Origin of the sequence: Ciceribacter ferrooxidans (genome assembly GCF_004137355.1) — a bacterium.
Taxonomy (GTDB): domain Bacteria; phylum Pseudomonadota; class Alphaproteobacteria; order Rhizobiales; family Rhizobiaceae; genus Allorhizobium; species Allorhizobium ferrooxidans.
In genome coordinates, this window is the sequence record NZ_SDVB01000065.1 from 19,365 (window position 1) to 40,497 (window position 21,133).

A 21,133-nucleotide genomic window follows, 5' to 3' on the forward strand; every position below is an offset into this window, starting at 1 on the left:
GCAAAGGCTTGCCGGTGATGTTGTCGGGCAGCAGACACTGCATCATTGCACCAGTGGCCCGTCGGCGCCGAGCAGGTCGATCCCGGTAATCGTGGCGTCCGCGGCAAGGATTGCGATATATTGCGACACCGCCTTCGACCAGGTGGAGGCTTCGAGCCAGCCGGCGATGCGCTGTTGCACGAAATCAAACGGCAGTTGCTCGCCGTCGATCCGCCGCTCCAGCCGGATGATATGATACCCGAACCGGCTTTCGACCGGCCGTGTGGTGATCTCACCCTCGGTCATCCGCGCCATCGCCCGCTCGAACTCCGCGACCGTGCTGCCTCGAGTCAGCTGTCCTAGATTGCCGCCCTGGGCGGCCGACGGACAAGCGGAATGCGTGCGTGCCATGGTCTCGAACTCGACCGGATGTTCGGCGAGCACCGCGGCCAGCCTCTCGGCATCGCCGCGCGCTGCGGCGCGGGCTTGCTCGTCGGCCGGGTCGGCGGCGATCAGAATGTGGCTCGCCTCGAAGATCGGCTCGCTGCGGAACTTGGCGCGGTTGTTTTCATAAAAGCGCAGACACTCCTCCGCCGTCGCCGAGGGCACAGAGACCTCCTCCTCGATCAGCCGGCGTATGGCGGCATCCTCGTCCGTTTCGCTGCGGCCCTCGGGGTCGGTCTCAGGCGAGACTGCAACCCGCCGTTCGCGGGCCCGCTGCAGCAGCAGTTCCCGGACGGCGAGCGCCCTTGCCGCGGCGAGGAGTGCGGCGCCGGGGTTCTCGGCCGGATGGTTCTGCGCCTCGGCGAGGATCTCGCTTTCGGCGATCGCCACCCCGTTGACCGAGATGGCTCCAAGGACCGGTCGCGCCTTCGGCGGAATCCGGGTGTCGGGTTCCTGGTAGGTCGAATAGCTGTCCTTCACACTCGCGCGCAAAGGAGCGGCGCCATTGGAGGCCTTGTCGAAAAGCGTGACCATGGTTCACTCCGCAGGGATTCGGTTGACGGAAGCACTCCGATTGCGCTGACGAACGACCTGGTAGCCGGGCCGCCAGAGGTAGCGCACCGGTGCACTCAGCATGTGAACGAGCCTCGTGAACGGGAAGAGCAGGAAGATCGTCAGCCCGAGGAAGAGATGCAGTTTGAAGACCAGCGCCGCGTCGGCGATGTAGGAAGCGGCCTGCGGGTCGAACGTGAAGATGCCCTGTGCCCAGCTCATGAACTTCACCATTTCATAGCCGTCGAGATGGGCGAGCGACGTCGGAATGGTCGAGAGCCCGAGGAAGAGCTGCATCCACAACAAGATGATGATGAGCGTGTCGGTCGTGCTCGACGATGCGCGCACGCGCGGATCGAAGAGCCGGCGATGAACGAGGAGCGTAGCGCCGATGATGGCCATCGTGCCGGCGATGCCGCCCGCCACCACGGCCAGCAGTTGCTTGGCGCTGTGGCTGATGCCGAGCGTGTCGAAGATCACGATCGGGGTCAGCAGACCGACGAGGTGGCCGGCGAAGATGAACAGCACACCGAGATGGAAGAGCACCGAGCCCCAGATCAGCTGTCTGCGGCGCAGCAGCTGGCTGGAACCGGAGCGCCAGGTATAGGGCTCGCGATCATAGCGGATGACCGAGCCGAGGATCAGCACGACGAGCGCGATATAGGGGTAGATGCCGAACAAGAGTGAATTGAGAAAACCAGACATGTTCTGCCTCCTAGACCGGTATCGTGTTCAAGGGATCGTTCGGCTTGCGCGCCGCCGCCCGCATCTGCGTGCGCAGTCGGTCCGGGCCGCAACTGTTGTCACCCGCGTTTCCGCCGAAGGTCACCGCCTCGTCCTCCCAGATACGATCGAGCGCGGAGAGATCGTTCGGATCGTCCTCGGCGCCGTCGAGCAGCTCCTTGAGCAGCTTCTGGTCCGGTGTCGTCTTCGACAGCAGGCGCAGCGCCAGGAAGGGGTCGGCGTAGACCGATTGACGTTTCTTCAACCGCTCGCCGAGCGCCGCCGTGATGTGGGCGGTCTGGGCGAGCAGGTCGTCGACCTCCTCGACGGAGCGGGTCGACAGGAATTCGAGGAAGAGCGGCAGGTAGTCCGGCAGTTCCTTCGCATCGATGACGAAGCCGTTGTCCTCGTACATCGTCATCAGGTCGACCATCGCCTGACCGCGGTCGCGGCTCTCGCCGTGCACATGCTCGAAGAGATGCAGCGACAGCGAGCGGCTGCGGTCGAACAGGTACACGTATCGCTCCTGCGCGTCATAGAGGTCCTGGCCGGCGAGATCGTCGAGCAGACGGCCTAGCAGAAGCTTGACCTCCCGGGCGATCGTATCGTCGCCGTCAAGCGCCGATTTCAGCTCCGGCGCCCCCGCCAACAGTTCGTCGCTCGGATAGCTCAGCAGCAGTGAGATGATTTTCAGCGCCTTGTGCATCAGACCTGCTCCTTGAAAATGTCGGTCGGGGTCTGGACGACCTTGCGACGCTTGGCGCCGAAGAGATCGCTGTCCGACGTGCCACCCGAGCAACCGTTGCCGAAGGAGAAACCGCAGGAACCGCGGACGTCATAGGCGTCCTCGGTCACCTCGCGATGCGTCGTCGGAATGACGAAGCGATCCTCGTAATTGGCGATGGCCATGATGTGGTACATCTCCTCGATCATCTCGGCGCTCATGCCGACCTTGGCGGCGATCGAGGCGTCGATGACGCCGTCGATCGTCTTCGAGCGCATGTAGGCGCGCATGGCGAGCATGCGCTCCAGTGCCGAAATGACGGGAGCTTCCTTGCCGGCCGTCAGCAGGTTGGCGAGATAGCGGACCGGAATGCGTAGCGAGCGCACATCCGGCAGCGGCCCGTCCATGCCGAGCTTGCCCGACTGGGCCGCCGACTGCAGCGGCGACAGCGGCGGGATGTACCAGACCATGGGAAGCGTGCGGTATTCGGGGTGGAGCGGGAAGGCGATCTTCCAGTCCATCGCCATCTTGTAGACCGGCGAATGCTTGGCCGCTTCCAGCCAGGCATCAGGAACGCCGTCCTGGCGCGCCTGGTCGATCACGGCGGGGTCGTTCGGATCGAGGAAGATCTTCAACTGTTCTTCATAGAGATCCTGCTCATTGGCCGTGGAGGCAGCCTCTGAAATCCGGTCGGCATCGTAGAGGATGACACCGAGGTAGCGGATGCGGCCGACGCAGGTCTCCGAGCAGACCGTCGGATGGCCGGCCTCGATACGAGGATAGCAGAAGATGCACTTCTCGGATTTGCCGGAGCTCCAATTGTAGTAGATCTTCTTGTAGGGACAGCCGGAAACGCACATGCGCCAGCCACGGCACTTCTCCTGGTCGATCAGGACGATGCCGTCATCCTCGCGCTTGTAGATCGCTCCCGAAGGACAGGCGGCCGCACAGGTCGGGTTGAGGCAGTGCTCGCACAACCTCGGCAGGTACATCATGAAGGTATTCTCGAACTGGCCGTAGATCTCCTTCTGCACGCCTTCGAAATTGTAGTCCTTCGAGCGCTTCTCGAATTCACCGCCGAGAATTTCTTCCCAGTTCGGACCCCATTCGATCTTTTCCATCCGCTCGCCACTGATCATCGAGCGAGGCCGGGCTGTCGGCATTGCCCGGCTTTCGCCGGCGGTCTGCAAATGGCCGTAGTCGAAGTCGAACGGCTCGTAATAGTCGTCGATTTCCGGCAGGTCGGGATTGGCGAAAATCTTGGCGAGGATGCGCCACTTGGCGCCCATCTTCGGCTCGATCTTGCCGTTCGATTTCCTGACCCAGCCGCCGTTCCACTTCTTCTGGTTTTCCCATTCCTTCGGAAAACCGATGCCGGGCTTTGTCTCGACGTTGTTGAACCAGGCGTATTCGACACCCTCGCGATTGGTCCAGACGTTCTTGCAGGTGACCGAGCAGGTATGACACCCGATGCACTTGTCGAGGTTGAGGACCATGCCGATTTGTGCACGGATTTTCATTCTGCCGCCTCCTTGTTGTCTGCGATGCCTTCGCTGTGCGGCCCTTCGAGCCAATCCACCTTGTCGAGCTTGCGAACGACGACGAACTCGTCGCGGTTGGCGCCGACCGTGCCGTAATAGTTGAAGCCGTAGGCCTGATGGGCATAACCGCCGATCATGTGGGTCGGCTTGGTGATGACGCGCGTGACCGAGTTGTGAATACCGCCGCGCTGGCCGGTGATCGGCGAGCCGGGCGTGTTCACGATCTTCTCCTGCGCGTGGTACATGAAGATCGTACCGTCCTTCATGCGCTGCGAGACCACCGCACGCGCGACGATCGCACCGTTGGTGTTGTAGACCTCGACCCAGTCATTGTCGGCAATGCCGGCCCGCTTGGCGTCGGGCTCGGAAATCCATACGACCGGACCGCCGCGATTGAGCGTCAGCATCATCAGGTTGTCGCTGTAGGTGGAGTGGATGCCCCACTTCTGGTGCGGCGTGATGAAGTTCAGCACGAGATGCGGCTTGCCGTCCGCCTTCGAGCGGATCGCCGGGTTGATCGTCTTGGTATCGATCGGTGGCCGGTAGACGCAGAAGCCTTCGCCGAAGGCGCGCATCCACAGGTGATCCTGATAGAGCTGCTGGCGGCCGGTCAGGGTGCGCCAGGGGATCAGTTCGTGCACATTGGTATAACCGGCATTGTAGCAGACCTTTTCCGATTCCAGGCCCGACCAGGTCGGCGACGAGATGATCTTGCGCGGTTGCGCCACCACGTCGCGGAAGCGGATCTTCTCGTCCTCCTTCGGGATCGCGAGGTGGGTATGATCGCGGCCGGTGAACTTCGACAGCGCCTCCCACGCCTTCACCGCCACTTCGCCATTGGTTTCCGGCGCAAGCGACAGGATGACCTCCGTCGCGTCGATGTCGCTCTCGATCCGCGGACGTCCCTTGGTGACCCCCTCCTCCTGGACGACACCGTTCAGCCGGGCGAGCAGATCGACTTCATGCTCGGTGTTCCAGGCGATCCCCTTGCCGCCATTGCCGAGCTTGTCGAGCAGGTTTCCGACCGAGGTGAACTTCTTGTAGAGGTTCGGGTAGTCGCGCTCGACGACGACCACCGCCGGCATGGTCTTGCCGGGGACCGGCTCGGTCTCGCCCTTCTTCCAGTCCTTGACGTCGAACGGCTGGGCAAGTTCGCCTGCCGTGTCGTGGAGAGTGGGCACGAGCACGACGTCCTTCTCGACGCCGAGGATTTCCGGGGAGACGTCGGAGAACGCCTTTGCGATGCCCTTGAAAATCTCCCAGTCGCTGCGCGCTTCCCAGGCCGGATCCGCTGCGCTCGACAACGGGTGGATGAAAGGGTGCATGTCGGAGGTATTGAGGTCGTTCTTCTCGTACCAGGTGGCGGTCGGAAGGACGATGTCGGAATAGACGCAGGTGGTCGACATGCGGAAGTCGAGGGTGACCAGGAGGTCGAGCTTTCCTTCCGGCGCCTCGTCGTGCCAAACCGCTTCCTTCGAAGCCTGCCGGCCCTCTTCGCCGAGATCCTTGCCGAGCACGCCGTGCTTGGTGCCGAGCAGGTGCTTGAGGAAGTATTCGTGCCCCTTGCCGGACGAGCCGAGCAGGTTCGAGCGCCAGACGAACATGTTGCGTGGCCAGTTGGCCTTGTCGTCAGGGTCTTCGCACGACATGGAGAGCGTCCCGGCCTTCAGCTGTTCGGCGACGTAATCCCTGGCCTCCTTGCCGGCGGCCGCTGCCTGTTTCGACACCTCGAGCGGATTGGTCTTGAGCTGCGGCGCCGAGGGGAGCCAGCCCATGCGCTCGGCCCGGATATTGTAGTCGATCAGCGAAGCGTCCCACGGACCTTCGGGCGCGGTCGGCGACAGGATGTCGTCGATCTTCAACGTCTCGTAGCGCCACTGGTCGGTGTGGGCGTAGAAGAACGACGTCGAGTTCATGTGGCGCGGCGGACGGTTCCAGTCGAGGGCAAAGGCAAGCGCTGTCCAGCCCGTCTGGGGCCTCAGCTTCTCCTGTCCGACATAGTGGCTCCAGCCCCCGCCTGACTGGCCGACGCAACCGCACATCACCAGCATGTTGATGATGCCGCGATAGTTCATGTCCATATGGTACCAGTGGTTCAGGCCGGCGCCGAGAATGACCATGGAGCGCCCCCTGGTCTTTTCGGCATTGCTGGCGAACTCACGGGCGACCGCGATGATCTGGTCGCGCGGAACGCCCGTGATCTTTTCCGCCCAGGCCGGCGTATAAGGCAGGTTCTCCTGATAGGATTTCGCCGAGTTCGGATCATTGAGGCCGCGATCGAGCCCGTAATTGGCTACGAAGAGGTCGAAGACAGTCGCGACGAGCGCTTCACCGTCGGCGAGCTTGACCTTGCGAGCCGGCACCTTGCGCACCAGCACGCTGTCATGGTCGGTGCCTTCGAAGTAGTCGTGCTCACGATTGCCGAAATAGGGAAAGCCGACATTGGCGATCGTGTCATGGTCGTCGTCGAGGATGAAGCTCATGGCGAGTTCGACGTCCGCGCCCTTGCCGTCCTTCGCCTCGAGGTTCCACTTGCCCTGTTCGCCCCACCGATAGCCGATGGAGCCGTTCGGCGAGACGAACTGCTTCGTCCTGGCGTCGACCGCGACCGTTTTCCATTCCGGATTGTTCGTCTCGTCGAGCGCGCCGGTGAAATCGGAGGCGCGCACGAAGCGGTCGGCGACGAAGTGCCCGTCCTTGCCGGTGAGCTTCACCAGCATCGGCATGTCGGTATAGCGACGACAGTAGTCCTCGAAATACTCGGCCTGCCGGTCGAGATGGAATTCCCTGAGGATGACGTGGCCGATCGCCATGGCAAGCGCGGCGTCCGTCCCCTGTTTCGGATGCAGCCAGAGATCGGAGAATTTCGCGGCTTCCGAATAGTCGGGCGAAACCACGACCGACTTCGCCCCCTTGTAGCGCACCTCGGTATAGAAGTGGGCATCCGGCGTGCGCGTTTGCGGCACGTTGGACCCCCAGAGCATGAGGAAGCCGGCATTGTACCAGTCGGCCGATTCCGGCACGTCCGTCTGCTCGCCCCAGGTCATCGGCGATGCCGGCGGCAGGTCGCAGTACCAGTCGTAGAAGGACATGCAGACGCCACCGAGCAGCGAAAGATAGCGCGAGCCGGCGGCATAGGAGACCATGGACATGGCCGGGATCGGCGAGAAGCCGACGACCCGGTCCGGTCCGTAGGTCTTGGCGGTATAGGCATTCGCGGCGGCGATGATCTCGTTGACCTCGTCCCAGGTCGCGCGAACGAAGCCTCCGAGGCCGCGCATCTTCATGTAGTCGGCACGCTTCTCCGGATCTTCCTGGATTGCGGCCCAGGCGCCGATCGGCGTCCGCATCAAGCGCTCCTTCCGCCAGAGCTTGAGCAGACGCGAACGGATCAGCGGATGCTTCACCCGATTGGCCGAGTACATGTACCAGCTGTAGCTGGCGCCGCGTGCGCAACCACGCGGCTCGTGGTTGGGAAGATCCGGCCGCGTGCGGGGATAATCCGTCTGCTGGGTTTCCCACGTGACGATCCCGCCCTTGACGTAGATCTTCCACGAACACGAACCCGTGCAGTTCACGCCGTGTGTCGAGCGCACGATCTTGTCGTGCTGCCAACGCTTGCGGTAGGCATCCTCCCAATCCCGGCTTTCTGTCGTGGTGACGCCGTGTCCTTGCGAGAATGTGCCGGCGTTCTTGCGCGCCAGGAAGTTCAGGCGATCGAGCAGATGGCTCATAGTGTTCTCCTCCGATTTCAGGCGGTTGCGGCAGCCGGGCTGACCCGACCGCGCTCGAGGTCGTAGAGCAGCCCGCCCCTGCGGGTGTAGACGGCCCAGGTGATCGCCAGGCAGGTGACGTAGAAGATCAGGAAGGACCAGAGTGCCGCTTCCGGTCCGCCCGTCAGCATGATCGACGTGCCATATCCCTTGGGGATGAAGAAGGCTCCGAAGGCCGCGATCGCGGAGGTGAAGCCGGTGATCGCCGCCGATTCCTTCTCGGCCTGCAGGCGACGCTCTTCCGCAGTCGCCTGCGGCATCAGCCGGCCCATCTCCTTTCGCATGATCGCGGGGATCATCTGGAAGGTGGAGGCATTGCCGACACCGGTTGCGAAGAAGAGCAGCAGGAAGGAGGCGAAGAAGCCCCAGAAGGCATTCGGCTGCTCCTTGATGCCGATGAAGTAGAGCACGCCCGAGACACCGATCATCATCAGGACGAACGCCCAGAAGGTGACGCGACCGCCGCCGAACCTGTCGGACAGCCAGCCGGTGCCGGAGCGCGAAAGCGCGCCGACCAGCGGGCCGAGGAAGGCGAACTGCAGAACATTGACGTCCGGAAACAGCGTCTTGGTAAGCAGCGGGAACCCTGCGGAATAGCCGATGAACGAGCCGAAGGTGCCGGTATAGAGCCAGCACATGATCCAGTTGTGCTTGCGCTGGAAGATCACCGCCTGCTCGGCGAAGGAAGCCTTGGCCGAGGCGATATCGTTCATGCCGAACCAGTTGCCGAGGGCCGCCAGGATGATGAACGGCACGAAGATGAAGCCGGCATTCTGCAGCCAGAGGGGAGCCTCGCCTGTCGCGGACGCGACCATCGTCGGATCACCGCCAAGTCCGCCGAAAACGCCGGCTGTGATCGCCAGCGGCACGACGAACTGCACGACGCTGACGCCGAGATTACCGAGGCCCGCATTGAGGGCGAGCGCATTGCCCTTCTCCGCCTTCGGAAAGAAGAAGGAGATGTTCGACATGGAGGAGGCGAAGTTGCCACCGCCGAAGCCACAAAGCAGTGCGAGCAGGAGAAGGATTACATAAGGCGTGTCGGGATTCTGCACCGCATAGCCGATGCCGAGCGCCGGTATGATCAGCGACCAGGTCGTGAGCGTCGTCCACAGCCGCCCGCCGAAAACCGGCACCATGAAGGAGTAGAAGATGCGAAGCGTTGCGCCGGAAAGGCCCGGCAATGCCGCCAGCCAGAAGAGCTGGTCAGTGGTGAAGGTGAAGCCGACCAGCGGCAGCTTGGCCACGACGACAGACCAGACCTGCCAGATGGCGAAGGACAGAAGCAGCGCCGGGATCGAGAGCCACAGGTTGCGGCGCGCGATGGCTCGGCCCTTCTCGTTCCAGAAGGCAGGATCTTCGGGCCTCCAGTCGGTGAGAACGGTGGTGTTCTCCTTGACCGGCTTGCGAACGCCTTCCCCCATGCCCTTCATTTCCGGGAAGAACGGCAGCTCGGCCAGCTTCTCGCCGACAGCCTCCTTCTCCATCTGGCGGACGGCAAGATGCATCCAGGTGAGCGATCCGAGCGCGATCAGGAAGAGAAGCATGAAGCAACTCGTCCAAAGGCCAGTGAGATCAAGCAACATGCCGAAGACGATCGGCAGGATGAAACCGCCGAGACCGCCGATCATGCCGACCAGGCCACCCACGGAGCCGACACTCTTCGGATAGTAAACCGGGATGTGCTTGAACACCGCGGCTTTGCCGAGTGCCATGAAGAAGCCGAGGATGAAGACCGTGACGGTGAAGCCGATCAGGCCCATCTCGGCATGGAAGGCGATCGGGCCGTTGACGCCCTGCACCACGTAGTCGGTCGGCGGATAGGCGAGCAGGAAGGTTGCGGCGACAGAGACCAGGAAGGTCCAGTACATGACGCGGCGAGCGCCGTAGACATCAGAGAGATGCCCGCCATAGGCGCGGAACAGACTGGCCGGAACAGAGAAGAAGGCGGCAATCATGCCCGCGGCGCGAATGTCGACGCCATAGACGTTGATCAGGTATTGCGGCAGCCAGAGCGCGAGCGCGACGAAGGCGCCGAAGACAAAGAAATAGTAGAGCGAGAAGCGCCAGACCTGGACGTTCTTCAGCGGCTCGAGCTCCATCCAGGTGCTCTTCGGCTTTTCACCGGTGCGACGGCGCTCGACGAGAACCGGGTCATCCTTGGTGGTGAACCAGAAAACGATTGCCATCACCACCAGCGCGCCCGCCCAGACCTGGGCGACAGCGTGCCAGCCGAAGGCGACGAGGACCAAGGGGGCCAGGAACTTGGTGACGGCCGAACCGACATTGCCGGCGCCGAAGATACCGAGCGCCGTGCCCTGCTTTTCCGGCGGATACCAGCGCGACACATAGGCGACCCCGACGGCAAACGACCCGCCGGCGATGCCGACGCCCAGGGCTGCGACCAGCATTTGCGGGTAGGTCGTGGCGTAGGTCAGGAAGAAGGTTGCGACGGCGGCGGCCAGCATGGTGGCGGTGAAGACGACACGACCACCATAGCGATCCGTCCAGATGCCCAGGATGACGCGGATGAGCGAGCCCGTCAGGATCGGCGTGCCGACCAACAGGCCGAATTGGGTTTCCGAGAGATTCAGGTCCTTGCGGATCTGAATGCCGATGATTGCGAAGATCGTCCAGACGGCGAAACAGACCGTGAAGGCGACGGTACTCATCGCCAATGCTGTCTTCTGCCCCTGAGGACTGCCACCCACTGAGTTTGGCATTGCCATGCTCCCGTTTCGAAGTTCCAGGTATTACACAGCACACAAAATCGCAGATTCGCGGTAATCGTCGTTGATTTGGGTCAATAGACCTTTGACGCGAATTATTCGTACACTAATAGAACTATTTAATACGATGACTTGATATCTTTTGACTGCAAATTACAATAATTTATACTTCTTAATTGACATTTTTCGTGTTGTGAATTGAAATCGCTGGAGAGTGAGGCAGGTGCTTTAGAATGCATATCGACGACATCGAGAAACTGAAGCGTCTGAACATTTTCCAGGACGTGAAGGAGAGCACCTTCAGCCGGGCCATAGCCCCGAGCTTCCTGCAGTCTTTTCCGGCCGGGACCGTACTTCTGCGCGAGAATACGTCTGCTGACTTCCTCTATATCGTTCTCGAAGGGCTAGTCGAAATGTCGGCAGCCTCGGACGACAGCGACACTGTTACCGAAATTCTCGGCCCGGTAAACCTGTTTATACTTGCGGCCGTCTTGAACGATAACGTCTGCCTTCAGTCCGCCCGCACGCTCACGCCGGCGCGCATTCTCATGATCCCGGCTCCGCTGATCCGCGAACTGCTCGGCCAAGACCAGGGCTTCATGAGGGCGGTCGTGTTCGAACTGGCGCGAGCGTATCGTCGCACCGTCAAGGAACTGAAGAAGCAGAAACTGCGCAGCGGGGCAAAGCGTCTCGCCAACTGGATCCTGCGCGAATATGTCAGGCAGGGGCAAAATGTCGCGATGAAGCTGCCGTTCGAAAAGCGCGTGCTCGCCTCCTATCTCGGGATGACGCCCGAGAACCTGTCCCGCGGCTTCGCCACGCTTGCGCAATACGGGGTGCAGGCCAGTGGCGGCAGTGTTCTCCTGTCGGATCTTGCCGCCCTGACCGGCTACGCCAATCCGTCTCCGCTGATCGACGGAGAGGAGCCGAGCGTGATGACCACGCGGGGAGACGACGGCCGGATGGAGCCACCGACGGTTTGAACCGTCCCCACGGGGCAGCGACCCGCTCGACCGCCGACCTGTTCAGAGATTCTCCTTCAGCAGGATCTCGATGCGTATCCGTTCCTGCGAGACGATGGGTTCGCGCTGTTCGAGGCGCGCGCGCATGATGCGGGTCGCGCTTCTGACGGCATGGCCCGGATCCTGGGCAATGACGGCGTCGATCCTTTCGTCTCTGAGCGCTTCCTCGCTGAAAGGCGTGAGCTCGTGGACGACGACGGTCAGCGGTCGCGGATCGGTGACCGCCTCGATGGCAGAGACCGGGACCCTTGCCTCGGCGCTCAGCACGTAGACCGCCGCGATATCCGGATTGTGCTCCAGTGTCCTGCGGATCACGAGGCCGGCGCGACGCTCGTCGCCATAGGTTTCCAGTGACGGCAAGGGGACAAGGTGGGGGAACTGGTCGTCGATGATCCTGTCGAAGCCGAGCCTGCGCTCTATGCTGTCCTGTGCCATCATGGTTTCGGCCACGACCATGATCTTCCCCGGCGTGCCCGCGAGAAACCGGCCGACCAGCTTTCCCGCCGTGGCGCCGGCGGCGAAATTGTTCACGCCGACGAAATCCGCCGCCGGCAGCTTTTCATGACCTGAAAGAAATTGAACGACCTTGATGCCGCGCTCGATCAGCCGGGCCATGGCATCGCGCACCTGCGGCGATTCCGGCGCCATGATCGCCACACCGTCGAGTTCGCCCGGTTCGAGTCCGGAGAGATACCTCGCGACCGCATGCGGGTCGGACATCGGCATCTGCATCAGATCGATGTCGGTGAGATCCGAACGCAGCGCTTCGCGCGCCTCCCCCACCTCCCTGAGGATCCGTTGGAGATACTGATCGCCCGCGAGCGGCAGGACGAATCGGAAGCGATAGATGCGGTTGCGCGCGAGATTGACGGCCGCCGGATTGCGCACGAAGCCGATCCGCTCGATCGCCTCGTTCACCTTCCGCGCCGCCTTCGCGCTGACATTCGGCCGATCGTTCAGCACACGGTCCACCGTGGCAAGACTGACACCTGCGGCTTCCGCGAGGTCCTTCGCTGTGGGTCTCATGACGCCTTTCTACATATCGACACCGGAGTCGGCATAGACTTCTCCAACAATTTCAAACGAAAAGCAAGAAATTGAGGTGCGCACCTCACAATTTCCTTGCATTGAGGTGCGCACCTCAATTATAGACTCTTCCAAGGTCGAGAACCCGGACGCGAGCTGCGTCCGGCAAGCACTCGATATCGCGGCCGGAGGAGGAAAACTGCCGGCCCGGAGGACTGCGCATTGCATTGGTTGCCCTGGAGGGGGCGTCGAACGCATCCCGATGGAGATCGGGATCGGTCAAGGGAGGAGAACGTCATGAAGTCAGCATTCCTGAAATCCACGGTTGCCGCGGGCATACTTGCCTGGGCGAGCCTGTCGGGCGCGGCCGCAGTCAAGGCCGAAGAACTCACATTGTGCTGGGCCGCGTGGGACCCGGCCAACGCACTGGTCGAACTCAGCAAGGATTTCGAAGCCAAGTCCGGCCACAAGATGAAGTTCGAATTCGTGCCGTGGCCGAACTTCGCCGACCGCATGCTCAACGAGCTGAATTCCGGCGGCAAGCTGTGCGACCTGATGATCGGCGACAGCCAGTGGATCGGCGGCGCCGCAGAGAACGGTCAGTATGTGAAGCTCAACGATTTCTTCGACAAGGAAGGAATCAAGATGGAGAACTTCATCCCTGCGACCGTTGTCGGCTATGCCGAATGGCCGAAGAACTCGCCGGACTACTGGGCCCTTCCCGCCTTCGGCGACGTGGTCGGCTGGACCTATCGCAAGGACTGGTTCGCCCGCCCCGAACTGCAGGATGAATTCAAGAAGAAGTACGGCCGTGATCTCGCCGTGCCGAAGACCTTCGCGGAACTAAAGGACATCGCCGAGTTCTTTCAGGGGCGCAACATCGACGGCAAGACCGTCTACGGCGCGGCGATCTATACCGAGCGCGGCTCGGAAGGCATCACCATGGGGGCGATGGACGTCCTCTATTCCTTCGGCTTCGAATACCAGAATCCCGACAAGCCCTATGACATGGAGGGCTTCGTCAACTCGCCCCAGGCGATCGCAGGTCTCGAATACTACAAGACGCTCTACGACTGCTGCACGCCTCCCGGTTCGTCCGACACCTACATGTCGGAGAACATCGATGCCTACAAATCGGGCCAGGTCGCGCTGCAGATGAACTTCGCCTTCATCTGGCCGGGGATCAACGCCGACCCGAATGTCGGCGGCGACAAGTCCGGCTATTTCCCCAATCCCGCAGGTCCCGACGGCAAGCAGTTCGCCCAGCTCGGCGGCCAGGGCATCTCGGTGGTCGCCGCCTCCGCGAAGCAGGATGCCGCACTCGAATACATCAAGTGGTTCGCCCAGCCCGAGATCCAGCAGAAATGGTGGTCGCTCGGCGGCTATTCCGCCCTCCGCTCGGTCGTGGAAGATCCGGGCTTCGCCACCAGCCAGCCCTATGCCCAGACCTTCCTCGACTCGATGGCCATCGTGAAGGACTTCTGGGCGGAGCCGTCCTATGCCTCGCTCCTGCAGGCGACGCAGAAGCGCTTCCACGACTATGTCGTTGCCGGACAGGGCACGGCCAAGGAAGCTCTCGACGGCCTCGTCAAGGACTGGACCGAGGTCTTCGAGGACGAAGGCAAGATCTGAGCCCCTGCCCCGGATCGCTCGACCCGGGCGATCCGTCCAAGCGGTGCCGGCATCAGCCCGGCACCGCAGCCCATTCTCTTTTCCATGCGGGGGTTAGCCCATGTCCGAGAGCGCCATCGACCGCCTCGCGCGCACAACGCCGTCCGGTATCTCCAGGAGGGTCTCAGGCCTCTCCGACCGGGCGATCGCCTGGATCTTCGTGACGCCGACGATCCTCCTTCTCTTGGCGGTCAACATCTTTCCCTTGATCTGGACGGTCAGGCTGAGTTTCACCAATTTCCGGGTCAACAGGCCCGGTGAGGCACCGGAATTCGTCGGACTGCGGAATTACTCCCGCATCCTCACCGATGGCGACATCTGGCTCACGATGCAGGCGACGGCGCATTTCCTGTTCTGGACGATCGCGCTTCAGGTGCTGATCGGCTTCACGCTTGCCTACCTGATCAACAAGAAGTTCCGTGGAAACGATCTCTGGACGACGATCATCGTGCTGCCGATGATGCTGAGCCCGGCCGTCGTCGGCAACTTCTGGACCTTCCTCTACCAGCCGCAGATCGGCCTCTTCAATTACGTGATCGGCTTCTTCAGCGGCGTCGATCCTTCGAGCTTCTCGATGATCGGCGATGTCTCGCTCGCACCCTGGGCGATCGTCATCGTCGACACCTGGATGTGGACGCCTTTTGTCATGCTGATCTGCCTCGCCGGATTGCGGTCCATCCCCGACAGCATCTACGAGGCGGCCGAATGCGACCGGGCGAGCAAATGGCGGCAGTTCTGGACCATCACCATTCCGCTGGTTCTGCCCTTCCTGATGCTCGCGATCCTGTTCCGGGGCATCGAGAACTTCAAGATGTTCGATCTCGTCGTGCAGCTGACCGGCGGCGGGCCGGGCTCGGTAACCGAACTCACCTCGATCAACCTCAAGCGCGAGGCCTTCGAGAAATGGCGAACAGGCTATGCCTCGGCCTATGCGGTGATCCTCTTCGTCACGGTCTTCGGCCTCGCCTCGATCTATGTGAAAGCGCTGAACAAGGTGAAAGAACGATGAGCAATTACTCCGTCACCGAGCCTTCGGCTCGCCAGAAATGGTTCGCCGGCATCCTCGTCGTCTTCTATGCCGTCGTGACGATCTTGCCGCTCGTCTGGATCATCGCCACCGGCTTCAAGAGCCCTTCCGACGCGATCGCCTACCCTCCGAAGGTGCTGTTCGAGCCGACGCTCGAAGGCTACGTGAACCTCTTCACGACCAGGACCCGCGTCTCGGATGCGGACCTCCAGGCCCTCGGAGAACCGAAGACCTGGTATGAGAGACTCGTGCGGAAGGACGGGCTGGTGATTGCTGGCCCCTCCCGCTTCGGCGAGCGTTTCTACAACTCGGTCGTGATCGGCTTCGGGTCGACGCTGCTCTGCATCGTGCTCGGAACGGCGGCGGCCTATGCCTTCTCCCGCTTCAAGGTGCCGCTGAAGGACGACCTGCTGTTCTTCATCCTGTCGACCCGCATGATGCCGCCGATCGCCGTTGCGATCCCGATCTTCCTCATGTTCCGTTCGCTCGGCCTGAGCGACACCCATGCGGGCCTGATCCTTCTCTATACGGCGGTGAACCTGTCGCTCTCGGTCTGGCTGCTCAAGGGCTTCATCGACGAGATCCCGATCGAATACGAGGAAGCGGCACTGATTGACGGCTACACGCGCTTCCAGGCCTTCTACAAGGTCGTGCTGCCACAGGCCGTGACGGGCATCGCGTCGACCGCGATCTTCTGCCTGATCTTTGCCTGGAACGAATATGCCTTCGCGGTGCTCCTGACCTCGGGCACGGCGCAGACCGCGCCGCCCTTCATTCCGACGATCATCGGCGTCGGCGGTCAGGACTGGCCGGCCGTCGCCGCCGGTGCCACGCTCTTCCTCGTTCCGGTCGTCGTTTTCACGATCGTCCTGCGCAAGCATCTCCTGCGCGGCATCACCTTTGGGGCTGTACGCAAATGACCCAATTCTTCAACAGGCTTCGCCGGCTGCGGCGTAACGAATGGGAGCTCGTCGCCTCGGCGCTGATCGCTCTCGGCGTCTTCATGATGATGCAGCCCTTCGCGCTGTCGCTCTATACCTATTCCTTCGTCGTGACATTGGTGGGCACCGTGATGTTCGTCATCGTCAGCCACTTCCCGGAGTAAGACATGGCGCAGATCAAAATACAGAACCTGCGCAAGGAGTTCGGCGCCTTCACCGCCGTCCAGTCCTCGAGCTTCACGATCGAGGACGGCGAGTTCTTCATGCTGCTCGGACCCTCCGGCTGCGGAAAGACGACGACGCTCAGGATGATGGCGGGCCTCGAGCTGCCGAGCAGCGGCGAGATCCATATCGACGGCGAGGAGGTCGGCATGAAGCCGGCGAGCCAGCGCGATATCGCCTTCGTCTTCCAGATGTTCGCGCTCTATCCGCACATGAACGTGCGCCGGAACATTTCCTACCCCCTGTTGAGCCAGGGCGTTCCCAAGGCGGAAGTCAGGACGCGGGTCGAGGAGGTGGCGAGAATCCTGAGGATTGAAGACATCCTCGACAAGCCGGTGGGCGGGTTGTCGGGCGGCGACCGCCAGCGTGTGGCGCTCGGGCGTGCGATCGTGCGCCGGCCGAAGGCCTTCTTCATGGACGAGCCGCTCGGCGCACTCGACGCGGAATTCCGCGAGCACATGGCGGAAGAATTGCGGGCGCTTCACGACCGGATCGGCGCGACCACCGTCTATGTGACCCACGACCAGCTCGAAGCCATGCAGATGGGCGACAAGATCGTCGTCATGAACCATGGCGTGGTCGAGCAGTTCGGCCAACCGCAGCAAATCTACGACTGGCCGGCGACCCGCTTCGTTGCCGACTTCATCGGTTCACCGCCGATGAATTTCCTGGAGTTCGAGGGCATGATCGGTATCGGCGGCGACCACGTCGTTCTCGACGGGCATCGCGTCGCGGTTCCGGTATCCCGGCAGGGCGCCGAGGGAAGGCTGACGCTCGGCGTCCGACCGGAACATGTCCGCTTTTCCGATGCATCTACCTATCGGGGCAAGGTGCTCGCGACGGAATATCTCGGCACGACCCAGATCGTTACGCTTTCGACGCCGAACGGCAAGATCAAGGCGCGGATCTCCTCCGCCGAAACCGTCAGGGAGGGTGAGACGGTCGGGCTGGAATTCGACGGCCGCACGCTGACCGTCTTCGCAGGCGAGCGTGGACATGCCCTGATCTCCGAAGGAAACGAAGGGGTGCTGCACCATGGCTGATGTCGTCCTCCAGTCCATCACGAAAAGCTTCTCCGGCCACAGGGCGCTCGACGACGTGTCGATGACCATACCCGACGGGTCCTTCGTCGTGCTGCTCGGCCCAACGGGCGCCGGCAAGACGACGACGCTCAGGATGATTTCGGGACTCGATCATCCCGACCACGGCGATGTGTTCATCGCCGGCCGGTCGATGAAGGGCCTCACGCCCGCGGAGCGCAATGTCGCGATGGTTTTCCAGCAGTATTCGCTCTATCCACACCTGACCGTTCGCGAGAACCTCGCCTTCCCGCTGAAGTCGCCGCTTCTGCGAACCCCACCCGCCGAAATCGAGCGCAAGGTGCGGGCCGTCGCCGAGACGCTCCGCATCGCCCACAAGCTCGACAACAAGGCGACGGCGCTTTCGGGCGGCGAGATGCAGCGGGTGTCGATCGGCCGGGCGCTCGTCCGCACGCCCGAGATATACCTGATGGACGAGCCGTTGAGTTCACTCGACGCGAAACTGAGGGCCGACCTGCGCGTCGAGCTGAAGAGCATCCAGGCGAATTCCGGGGCGACCCTCCTCTATGTCACGCACGACCAGGTCGAGGCCATGACCATGGCGACCCATATCGGCGTCCTGCATCACGGGCGGCTGGTACAGTTCGGCTCGCCGCGGGAAGTCTACGAACGTCCCGTCAGCCTCCATGCCGCCCAGCGGCTCGGGCAGCCGCGCATCAACGTCCTGCCGGCGAACCTCTTCCCGGCGGCACCCCCGCGTGCGGCCAGCATCGGTCTTCGGCCGGAGCACATTCGCCAGGGTAGTGGCGAGGAGAGTCTGGTCACGCGCGTCGAAAGGCTCGGCGACCAGACGCGCCTGCACCTGTCCTTCCGCGGACACACCATCGTCACCGTCACGGAGCCCCATACGACCCGGCGTGACGGAGAGATCGTCAAGATCGAACCCGTTGATCCACTCTACTTCGATGCCGACGGCATGCGACTCGCTTAAGGAAGGTTTCCATGGCTCAGTTCATCAACAAGAAAGAAGACGTCGTCATCGAGGCCGTGGAGGGCCTGCTGGCAACGGGCGGCGTGCCGCTGGCACGCCTCGACGGCTATCCGCATATCCGCGTGATCGTCCGGGCGGACTGGGACAAGTCCAAAGTCGCGCTCGTCTCGGGTGGCGGATCCGGTCACGAGCCGGCGCATGCGGGCTTCGTCGGCGCGGGCATGCTGACCGCGGCGGTCTGCGGTGACGTCTTCGCTTCGCCGAGCGTCGATGCGGTGCTCGCGGGCATACTGGCGGTCACCGGTCCGGCCGGGTGCCTCCTGATCGTCAAGAACTACACCGGCGACCGGCTGAACTTCGGACTGGCGGCCGAACGGGCGCGGGCCTTCGGGCTCAATGTCGGCATGGTGATCGTCGACGACGACATCGCGCTTCCGGACCTGCCGCAGGCCCGCGGCGTCGCCGGAACGCTGTTCGTGCACAAGATCGCCGGAGCGCTCGCCGAAAGCGGCGCCGATCTCGAAACGGTGACGGCTGCCGCGCGCAGGGTGATCGGCGCGACGAAGAGCATCGGCATGTCGCTCGACACCTGCACCGTTCCGGGGTCGCCGAAGGAAAACCGCATCCCGGCAGGCATGGCCGAGCTCGGCCTCGGCATCCATGGCGAGGCCGGGGTGGAGCAGGTCGACTTCTCCGGTGCCCGGTCGGCGATGAATGCCGTCGTGGCCAAGCTGCGGTCGGCGATCGGGGACAAGCCGCACGTCGCATTGATCAACAATCTCGGCGGGACGTCGGTTCTCGAAATGTCGATCCTCGCCCATGAACTGATCCAGTCCGACATCGGCGGGCTGATCAGCCACGTCGTCGGTCCGGCGGCCATGATGACGTCGCTCGACATGCGCGGCTTCTCCATCTCGCTCTACCCGGCGGAGGCCGACGACATCGCCGCCCTTGCACGGCCGGTCGGCCCCGCCGCCTGGCCGGGTCTCTCCCCCGTCCGGCCGGTATCGGTCGTCGCCTTGCCGGATGGGCTCACCCCGATCATGCCGCTGCCATCCGACCACAGGCCGACCCGCGAATTCCTCACCGACTGCTGCAACGTGCTGATCGCGGCTGAGGAGGGCCTCAATGCGCTCGACGCCAAGTCCGGTGACGGCGACACCGGGTCGACGCTCGCCGGCGCCGCCCGCGCGCTCGTCAAGGCGATGAACAGGCTGCCGCTTTCCGACCACACGCAACTGTTCCGGGCGATCGGCCTCGAACTCAGCCAGACGATGGGCGGGTCTTCCGGGGTCCTGCTCGCGATCTTCTTTGCCGCGGCCGGTGACGGCGCATCGAGTGGCCTGCCAATCCGGGACGCCTTGCGGGCCGGGCTTGCGCGCATGCAGGAGATCGGCGGAGCAAAGGTCGGCGACCGCACGATGGTCGATGCCCTCGCTCCGGCTCTCGATGCCCTCGAAGGCGGACTGAAGGCAGCCGCAGAGGCTGCGCGCGCCGGAGCCGACCGGACCGCGACGCTTGCCAAGGCCCATGCCGGTCGTGCCGCCTATCTCAGCTCGCGGCAGCTCCTGGGGCACGCCGATCCGGGCGCCGAGGCCGTGGCCATCCTGTTCGAGTTCCTGGCGCGGTCAGCGAAGGGTGAGGCAGCAAGCGCAGCGGCACGCTAGAAGCAACCGACGTCGAGAAGTATCCGGCCCGTCCGCAACGATCACGTCAGGGATGTGAGAGCGGACGGGACCGGCAGACGGCGAATTCTTCACCCCATCGATTGGGAGGCGAGCGTGAAGACCATAGCCTGCCCGTCCTCACCCGAACCATAATCGGCATGCTCGCCGAGTGTCATCGTCGTGACGGTATCGAACACCGGCAACCCGCATTGCTGGACGAAATTGGCGAATGCTCCCGTCTTGAAGTGCGTATCGAGCCGGAGAAAGGTGTCTGCGTGAGCGATCACATGCGGATGCACAACGGCAATCGCCTCCTCGTCGGAGTGGGCGACCACCGGCCCGACGACATGGCCGCGGCCGAAACGGCGGCACATGGAAAAAGCCCTGAGGCTCTGTCCGCGAAAGAGCCCGTAGGAGACCGATTGCTCGAAGAGCCGCGCAAGGTGTAGCCGCCGGACGGCGCCGAAGGCGGGGGCATCGAGCGCCGCGATCTGATCGAGATGAGCAGGAGAGAGCTCCCGAAGCGTCAGCCCCGCCGGGATGGGCGGCGCGTCCGGCAACGGGCGCGCATCGCCCTGACACTGATGGACAGATGCCCTCGGCAAGAAACCCAGCGAGAGATAGAGCCGATACGCCGCGCGCGTCGCGTTGAGCCTCAGTCGGCGTGTTCCGAACTCCCCGGCAATCAGCTTCCGCATCAGCCATTGTGCCGCACCGTTGGTCTGCAGCCGCGGCGACGTGATGACCATGCCGATGGTCGCGAAGTCGTCACCGTGGGGAAACCACATGGCCGAGCCGAGCACCCGGTCGATCTCGTCCAGCGCGGCAAATCCCCGTCCGATATCGAGCAGGAAGCGCCAGTCCTCGGCACGATGCGGCCATCCGACTGCAATTGAGAGGGCGTGCAGTTGCGAGAGGTCGACGTCCGCGATGTCGGCAAGATGCATGCGGAACGTGTCGACAACCAGGCTATCCGAGACTCCGGCCTCCAGCATTCCTCTCTCTTCCCCCAACCCTTCAGTTATCGATCCGACGTGTTCGCGAACCGCGACGCGTCCGAG

General features: G+C 62.9%; 16 protein-coding genes. 8 read left to right on the forward strand and 8 right to left on the reverse strand.

What is annotated here, in order from left to right; translation table 11 throughout:
• Positions 1-42 precede the first annotated feature (42 nt).
• From EUU22_RS01605 to EUU22_RS01630, 6 genes are read right to left on the reverse strand one after another with little or no spacing between them, the layout of a single operon-like run.
• The gene (locus EUU22_RS01605; RefSeq protein WP_129330369.1) at positions 43-957 is read right to left on the reverse strand and encodes a peptidylprolyl isomerase; all 915 of its coding nucleotides are present in this window, start codon (positions 955-957) and stop codon (positions 43-45) included.
• Positions 958-960: 3 nt separating this feature from the next.
• Positions 961-1,680, reverse strand: coding sequence for a respiratory nitrate reductase subunit gamma (gene narI / locus EUU22_RS01610; protein WP_129330370.1), 720 nt, complete (start codon positions 1,678-1,680; stop codon positions 961-963).
• Positions 1,681-1,690: 10 nt separating this feature from the next.
• Positions 1,691-2,404 carry a nitrate reductase molybdenum cofactor assembly chaperone gene (narJ, locus tag EUU22_RS01615; protein WP_129330371.1) on the reverse strand — a complete coding sequence of 238 codons (714 nt, stop codon included), beginning with the start codon at positions 2,402-2,404 and terminating at the stop codon, positions 1,691-1,693.
• Complete coding sequence (narH, locus tag EUU22_RS01620) at positions 2,404-3,942, reverse strand: nitrate reductase subunit beta (protein ID WP_129330372.1); 1,539 nt, start codon at positions 3,940-3,942, stop codon at positions 2,404-2,406. Before narH ends, narJ begins: the two co-directional genes overlap by 1 nt.
• Positions 3,939-7,697, reverse strand: coding sequence for a nitrate reductase subunit alpha (locus EUU22_RS01625; protein WP_129330373.1), 3,759 nt, complete (start codon positions 7,695-7,697; stop codon positions 3,939-3,941). Before EUU22_RS01625 ends, narH begins: the two co-directional genes overlap by 4 nt.
• Positions 7,698-7,714: 17 nt before the next feature.
• On the reverse strand, positions 7,715-10,459 hold the full coding sequence (locus tag EUU22_RS01630; protein WP_165351044.1) for a nitrate/nitrite transporter: 2,745 nt from the start codon (positions 10,457-10,459) through the stop codon (positions 7,715-7,717).
• 239 nt (positions 10,460-10,698) lie between these two features.
• Between EUU22_RS01630 and EUU22_RS01635 the strand changes: the two genes are divergently transcribed.
• A complete protein-coding gene (locus EUU22_RS01635; protein WP_129330374.1) occupies positions 10,699-11,448 on the forward strand; it encodes a cyclic nucleotide-binding domain-containing protein in 750 nt (249 codons plus the stop codon).
• A gap of 42 nt (positions 11,449-11,490) precedes the next feature.
• Here EUU22_RS01635 and EUU22_RS01640 read toward each other — a convergent pair whose 3' ends face one another.
• Positions 11,491-12,513, reverse strand: a complete 1,023-nt coding sequence (locus tag EUU22_RS01640) for a LacI family DNA-binding transcriptional regulator (RefSeq protein ID WP_129330375.1) — start codon at positions 12,511-12,513, stop codon at positions 11,491-11,493.
• Positions 12,514-12,810: 297 nt separating this feature from the next.
• Here EUU22_RS01640 and EUU22_RS01645 point away from each other — a divergent pair, with 297 nt between their 5' ends.
• The 7 genes from EUU22_RS01645 to EUU22_RS01675 all read left to right on the forward strand — a co-directional run bounded on the left by EUU22_RS01645 (position 12,811) and on the right by EUU22_RS01675 (position 20,072).
• Positions 12,811-14,145 (forward strand): ABC transporter substrate-binding protein, encoded by a 1,335-nt coding sequence (locus EUU22_RS01645; protein WP_129330376.1) that lies wholly within the window; start codon positions 12,811-12,813, stop codon positions 14,143-14,145.
• 100 nt (positions 14,146-14,245) lie between these two features.
• On the forward strand, positions 14,246-15,193 hold the full coding sequence (locus tag EUU22_RS01650) for a carbohydrate ABC transporter permease (RefSeq protein WP_129330377.1): 948 nt from the start codon (positions 14,246-14,248) through the stop codon (positions 15,191-15,193).
• Positions 15,190-16,131, forward strand: coding sequence for a carbohydrate ABC transporter permease (locus EUU22_RS01655; protein WP_129330378.1), 942 nt, complete (start codon positions 15,190-15,192; stop codon positions 16,129-16,131). The genes EUU22_RS01650 and EUU22_RS01655 overlap by 4 nt, the downstream gene beginning before the upstream one ends.
• The gene (locus EUU22_RS01660; protein ID WP_129330379.1) at positions 16,128-16,316 is read left to right on the forward strand and encodes a hypothetical protein; all 189 of its coding nucleotides are present in this window, start codon (positions 16,128-16,130) and stop codon (positions 16,314-16,316) included. The genes EUU22_RS01655 and EUU22_RS01660 overlap by 4 nt, the downstream gene beginning before the upstream one ends.
• A 3-nt stretch (positions 16,317-16,319) precedes the next feature.
• Complete coding sequence (locus tag EUU22_RS01665) at positions 16,320-17,417, forward strand: ABC transporter ATP-binding protein (protein ID WP_129330380.1); 1,098 nt, start codon at positions 16,320-16,322, stop codon at positions 17,415-17,417.
• A complete protein-coding gene (locus EUU22_RS01670) occupies positions 17,410-18,405 on the forward strand; it encodes an ABC transporter ATP-binding protein (RefSeq protein WP_129330381.1) in 996 nt (331 codons plus the stop codon). The genes EUU22_RS01665 and EUU22_RS01670 overlap by 8 nt, the downstream gene beginning before the upstream one ends.
• A gap of 11 nt (positions 18,406-18,416) precedes the next feature.
• On the forward strand, positions 18,417-20,072 hold the full coding sequence (locus tag EUU22_RS01675; protein WP_129330382.1) for a dihydroxyacetone kinase subunit DhaK: 1,656 nt from the start codon (positions 18,417-18,419) through the stop codon (positions 20,070-20,072).
• Between the two features lie 89 nt (positions 20,073-20,161).
• On the opposite strand, the gene EUU22_RS01680 is transcribed toward EUU22_RS01675, so the two are convergent.
• Positions 20,162-21,064: a GNAT family N-acetyltransferase gene (locus EUU22_RS01680; RefSeq protein ID WP_129330415.1), complete on the reverse strand. Its 903-nt coding sequence runs from the start codon at positions 21,062-21,064 to the stop codon at positions 20,162-20,164.
• Between the last annotated feature and the right edge of the window lie 69 nt (positions 21,065-21,133).

What these genes read in the sequence shown, in the direction of transcription:
- narI (WP_129330370.1), bottom strand. Translation starts at nt 1,680, where the DNA reads ATGTCTGGTTTTCTCAATTCACTCTTGTTCGGCATCTACCCCTATATC.
- EUU22_RS01630 (WP_165351044.1), bottom strand. Translation starts at nt 10,459, where the DNA reads ATGCCAAACTCAGTGGGTGGCAGTCCTCAGGGGCAGAAGACAGCATTG.
- EUU22_RS01645 (WP_129330376.1), top strand. Translation starts at nt 12,811, where the DNA reads ATGAAGTCAGCATTCCTGAAATCCACGGTTGCCGCGGGCATACTTGCC.
- EUU22_RS01670 (WP_129330381.1), top strand. Translation starts at nt 17,410, where the DNA reads ATGGCTGATGTCGTCCTCCAGTCCATCACGAAAAGCTTCTCCGGCCAC.
- EUU22_RS01660 (WP_129330379.1), top strand. Translation starts at nt 16,128, where the DNA reads ATGACCCAATTCTTCAACAGGCTTCGCCGGCTGCGGCGTAACGAATGG.
- EUU22_RS01625 (WP_129330373.1), bottom strand. Translation starts at nt 7,697, where the DNA reads ATGAGCCATCTGCTCGATCGCCTGAACTTCCTGGCGCGCAAGAACGCC.
- EUU22_RS01650 (WP_129330377.1), top strand. Translation starts at nt 14,246, where the DNA reads ATGTCCGAGAGCGCCATCGACCGCCTCGCGCGCACAACGCCGTCCGGT.
- EUU22_RS01655 (WP_129330378.1), top strand. Translation starts at nt 15,190, where the DNA reads ATGAGCAATTACTCCGTCACCGAGCCTTCGGCTCGCCAGAAATGGTTC.
- narJ (WP_129330371.1), bottom strand. Translation starts at nt 2,404, where the DNA reads ATGCACAAGGCGCTGAAAATCATCTCACTGCTGCTGAGCTATCCGAGC.
- EUU22_RS01605 (WP_129330369.1), bottom strand. Translation starts at nt 957, where the DNA reads ATGGTCACGCTTTTCGACAAGGCCTCCAATGGCGCCGCTCCTTTGCGC.
- EUU22_RS01635 (WP_129330374.1), top strand. Translation starts at nt 10,699, where the DNA reads ATGCATATCGACGACATCGAGAAACTGAAGCGTCTGAACATTTTCCAG.
- narH (WP_129330372.1), bottom strand. Translation starts at nt 3,942, where the DNA reads ATGAAAATCCGTGCACAAATCGGCATGGTCCTCAACCTCGACAAGTGC.
- EUU22_RS01675 (WP_129330382.1), top strand. Translation starts at nt 18,417, where the DNA reads ATGGCTCAGTTCATCAACAAGAAAGAAGACGTCGTCATCGAGGCCGTG.
- EUU22_RS01640 (WP_129330375.1), bottom strand. Translation starts at nt 12,513, where the DNA reads ATGAGACCCACAGCGAAGGACCTCGCGGAAGCCGCAGGTGTCAGTCTT.
- EUU22_RS01665 (WP_129330380.1), top strand. Translation starts at nt 16,320, where the DNA reads ATGGCGCAGATCAAAATACAGAACCTGCGCAAGGAGTTCGGCGCCTTC.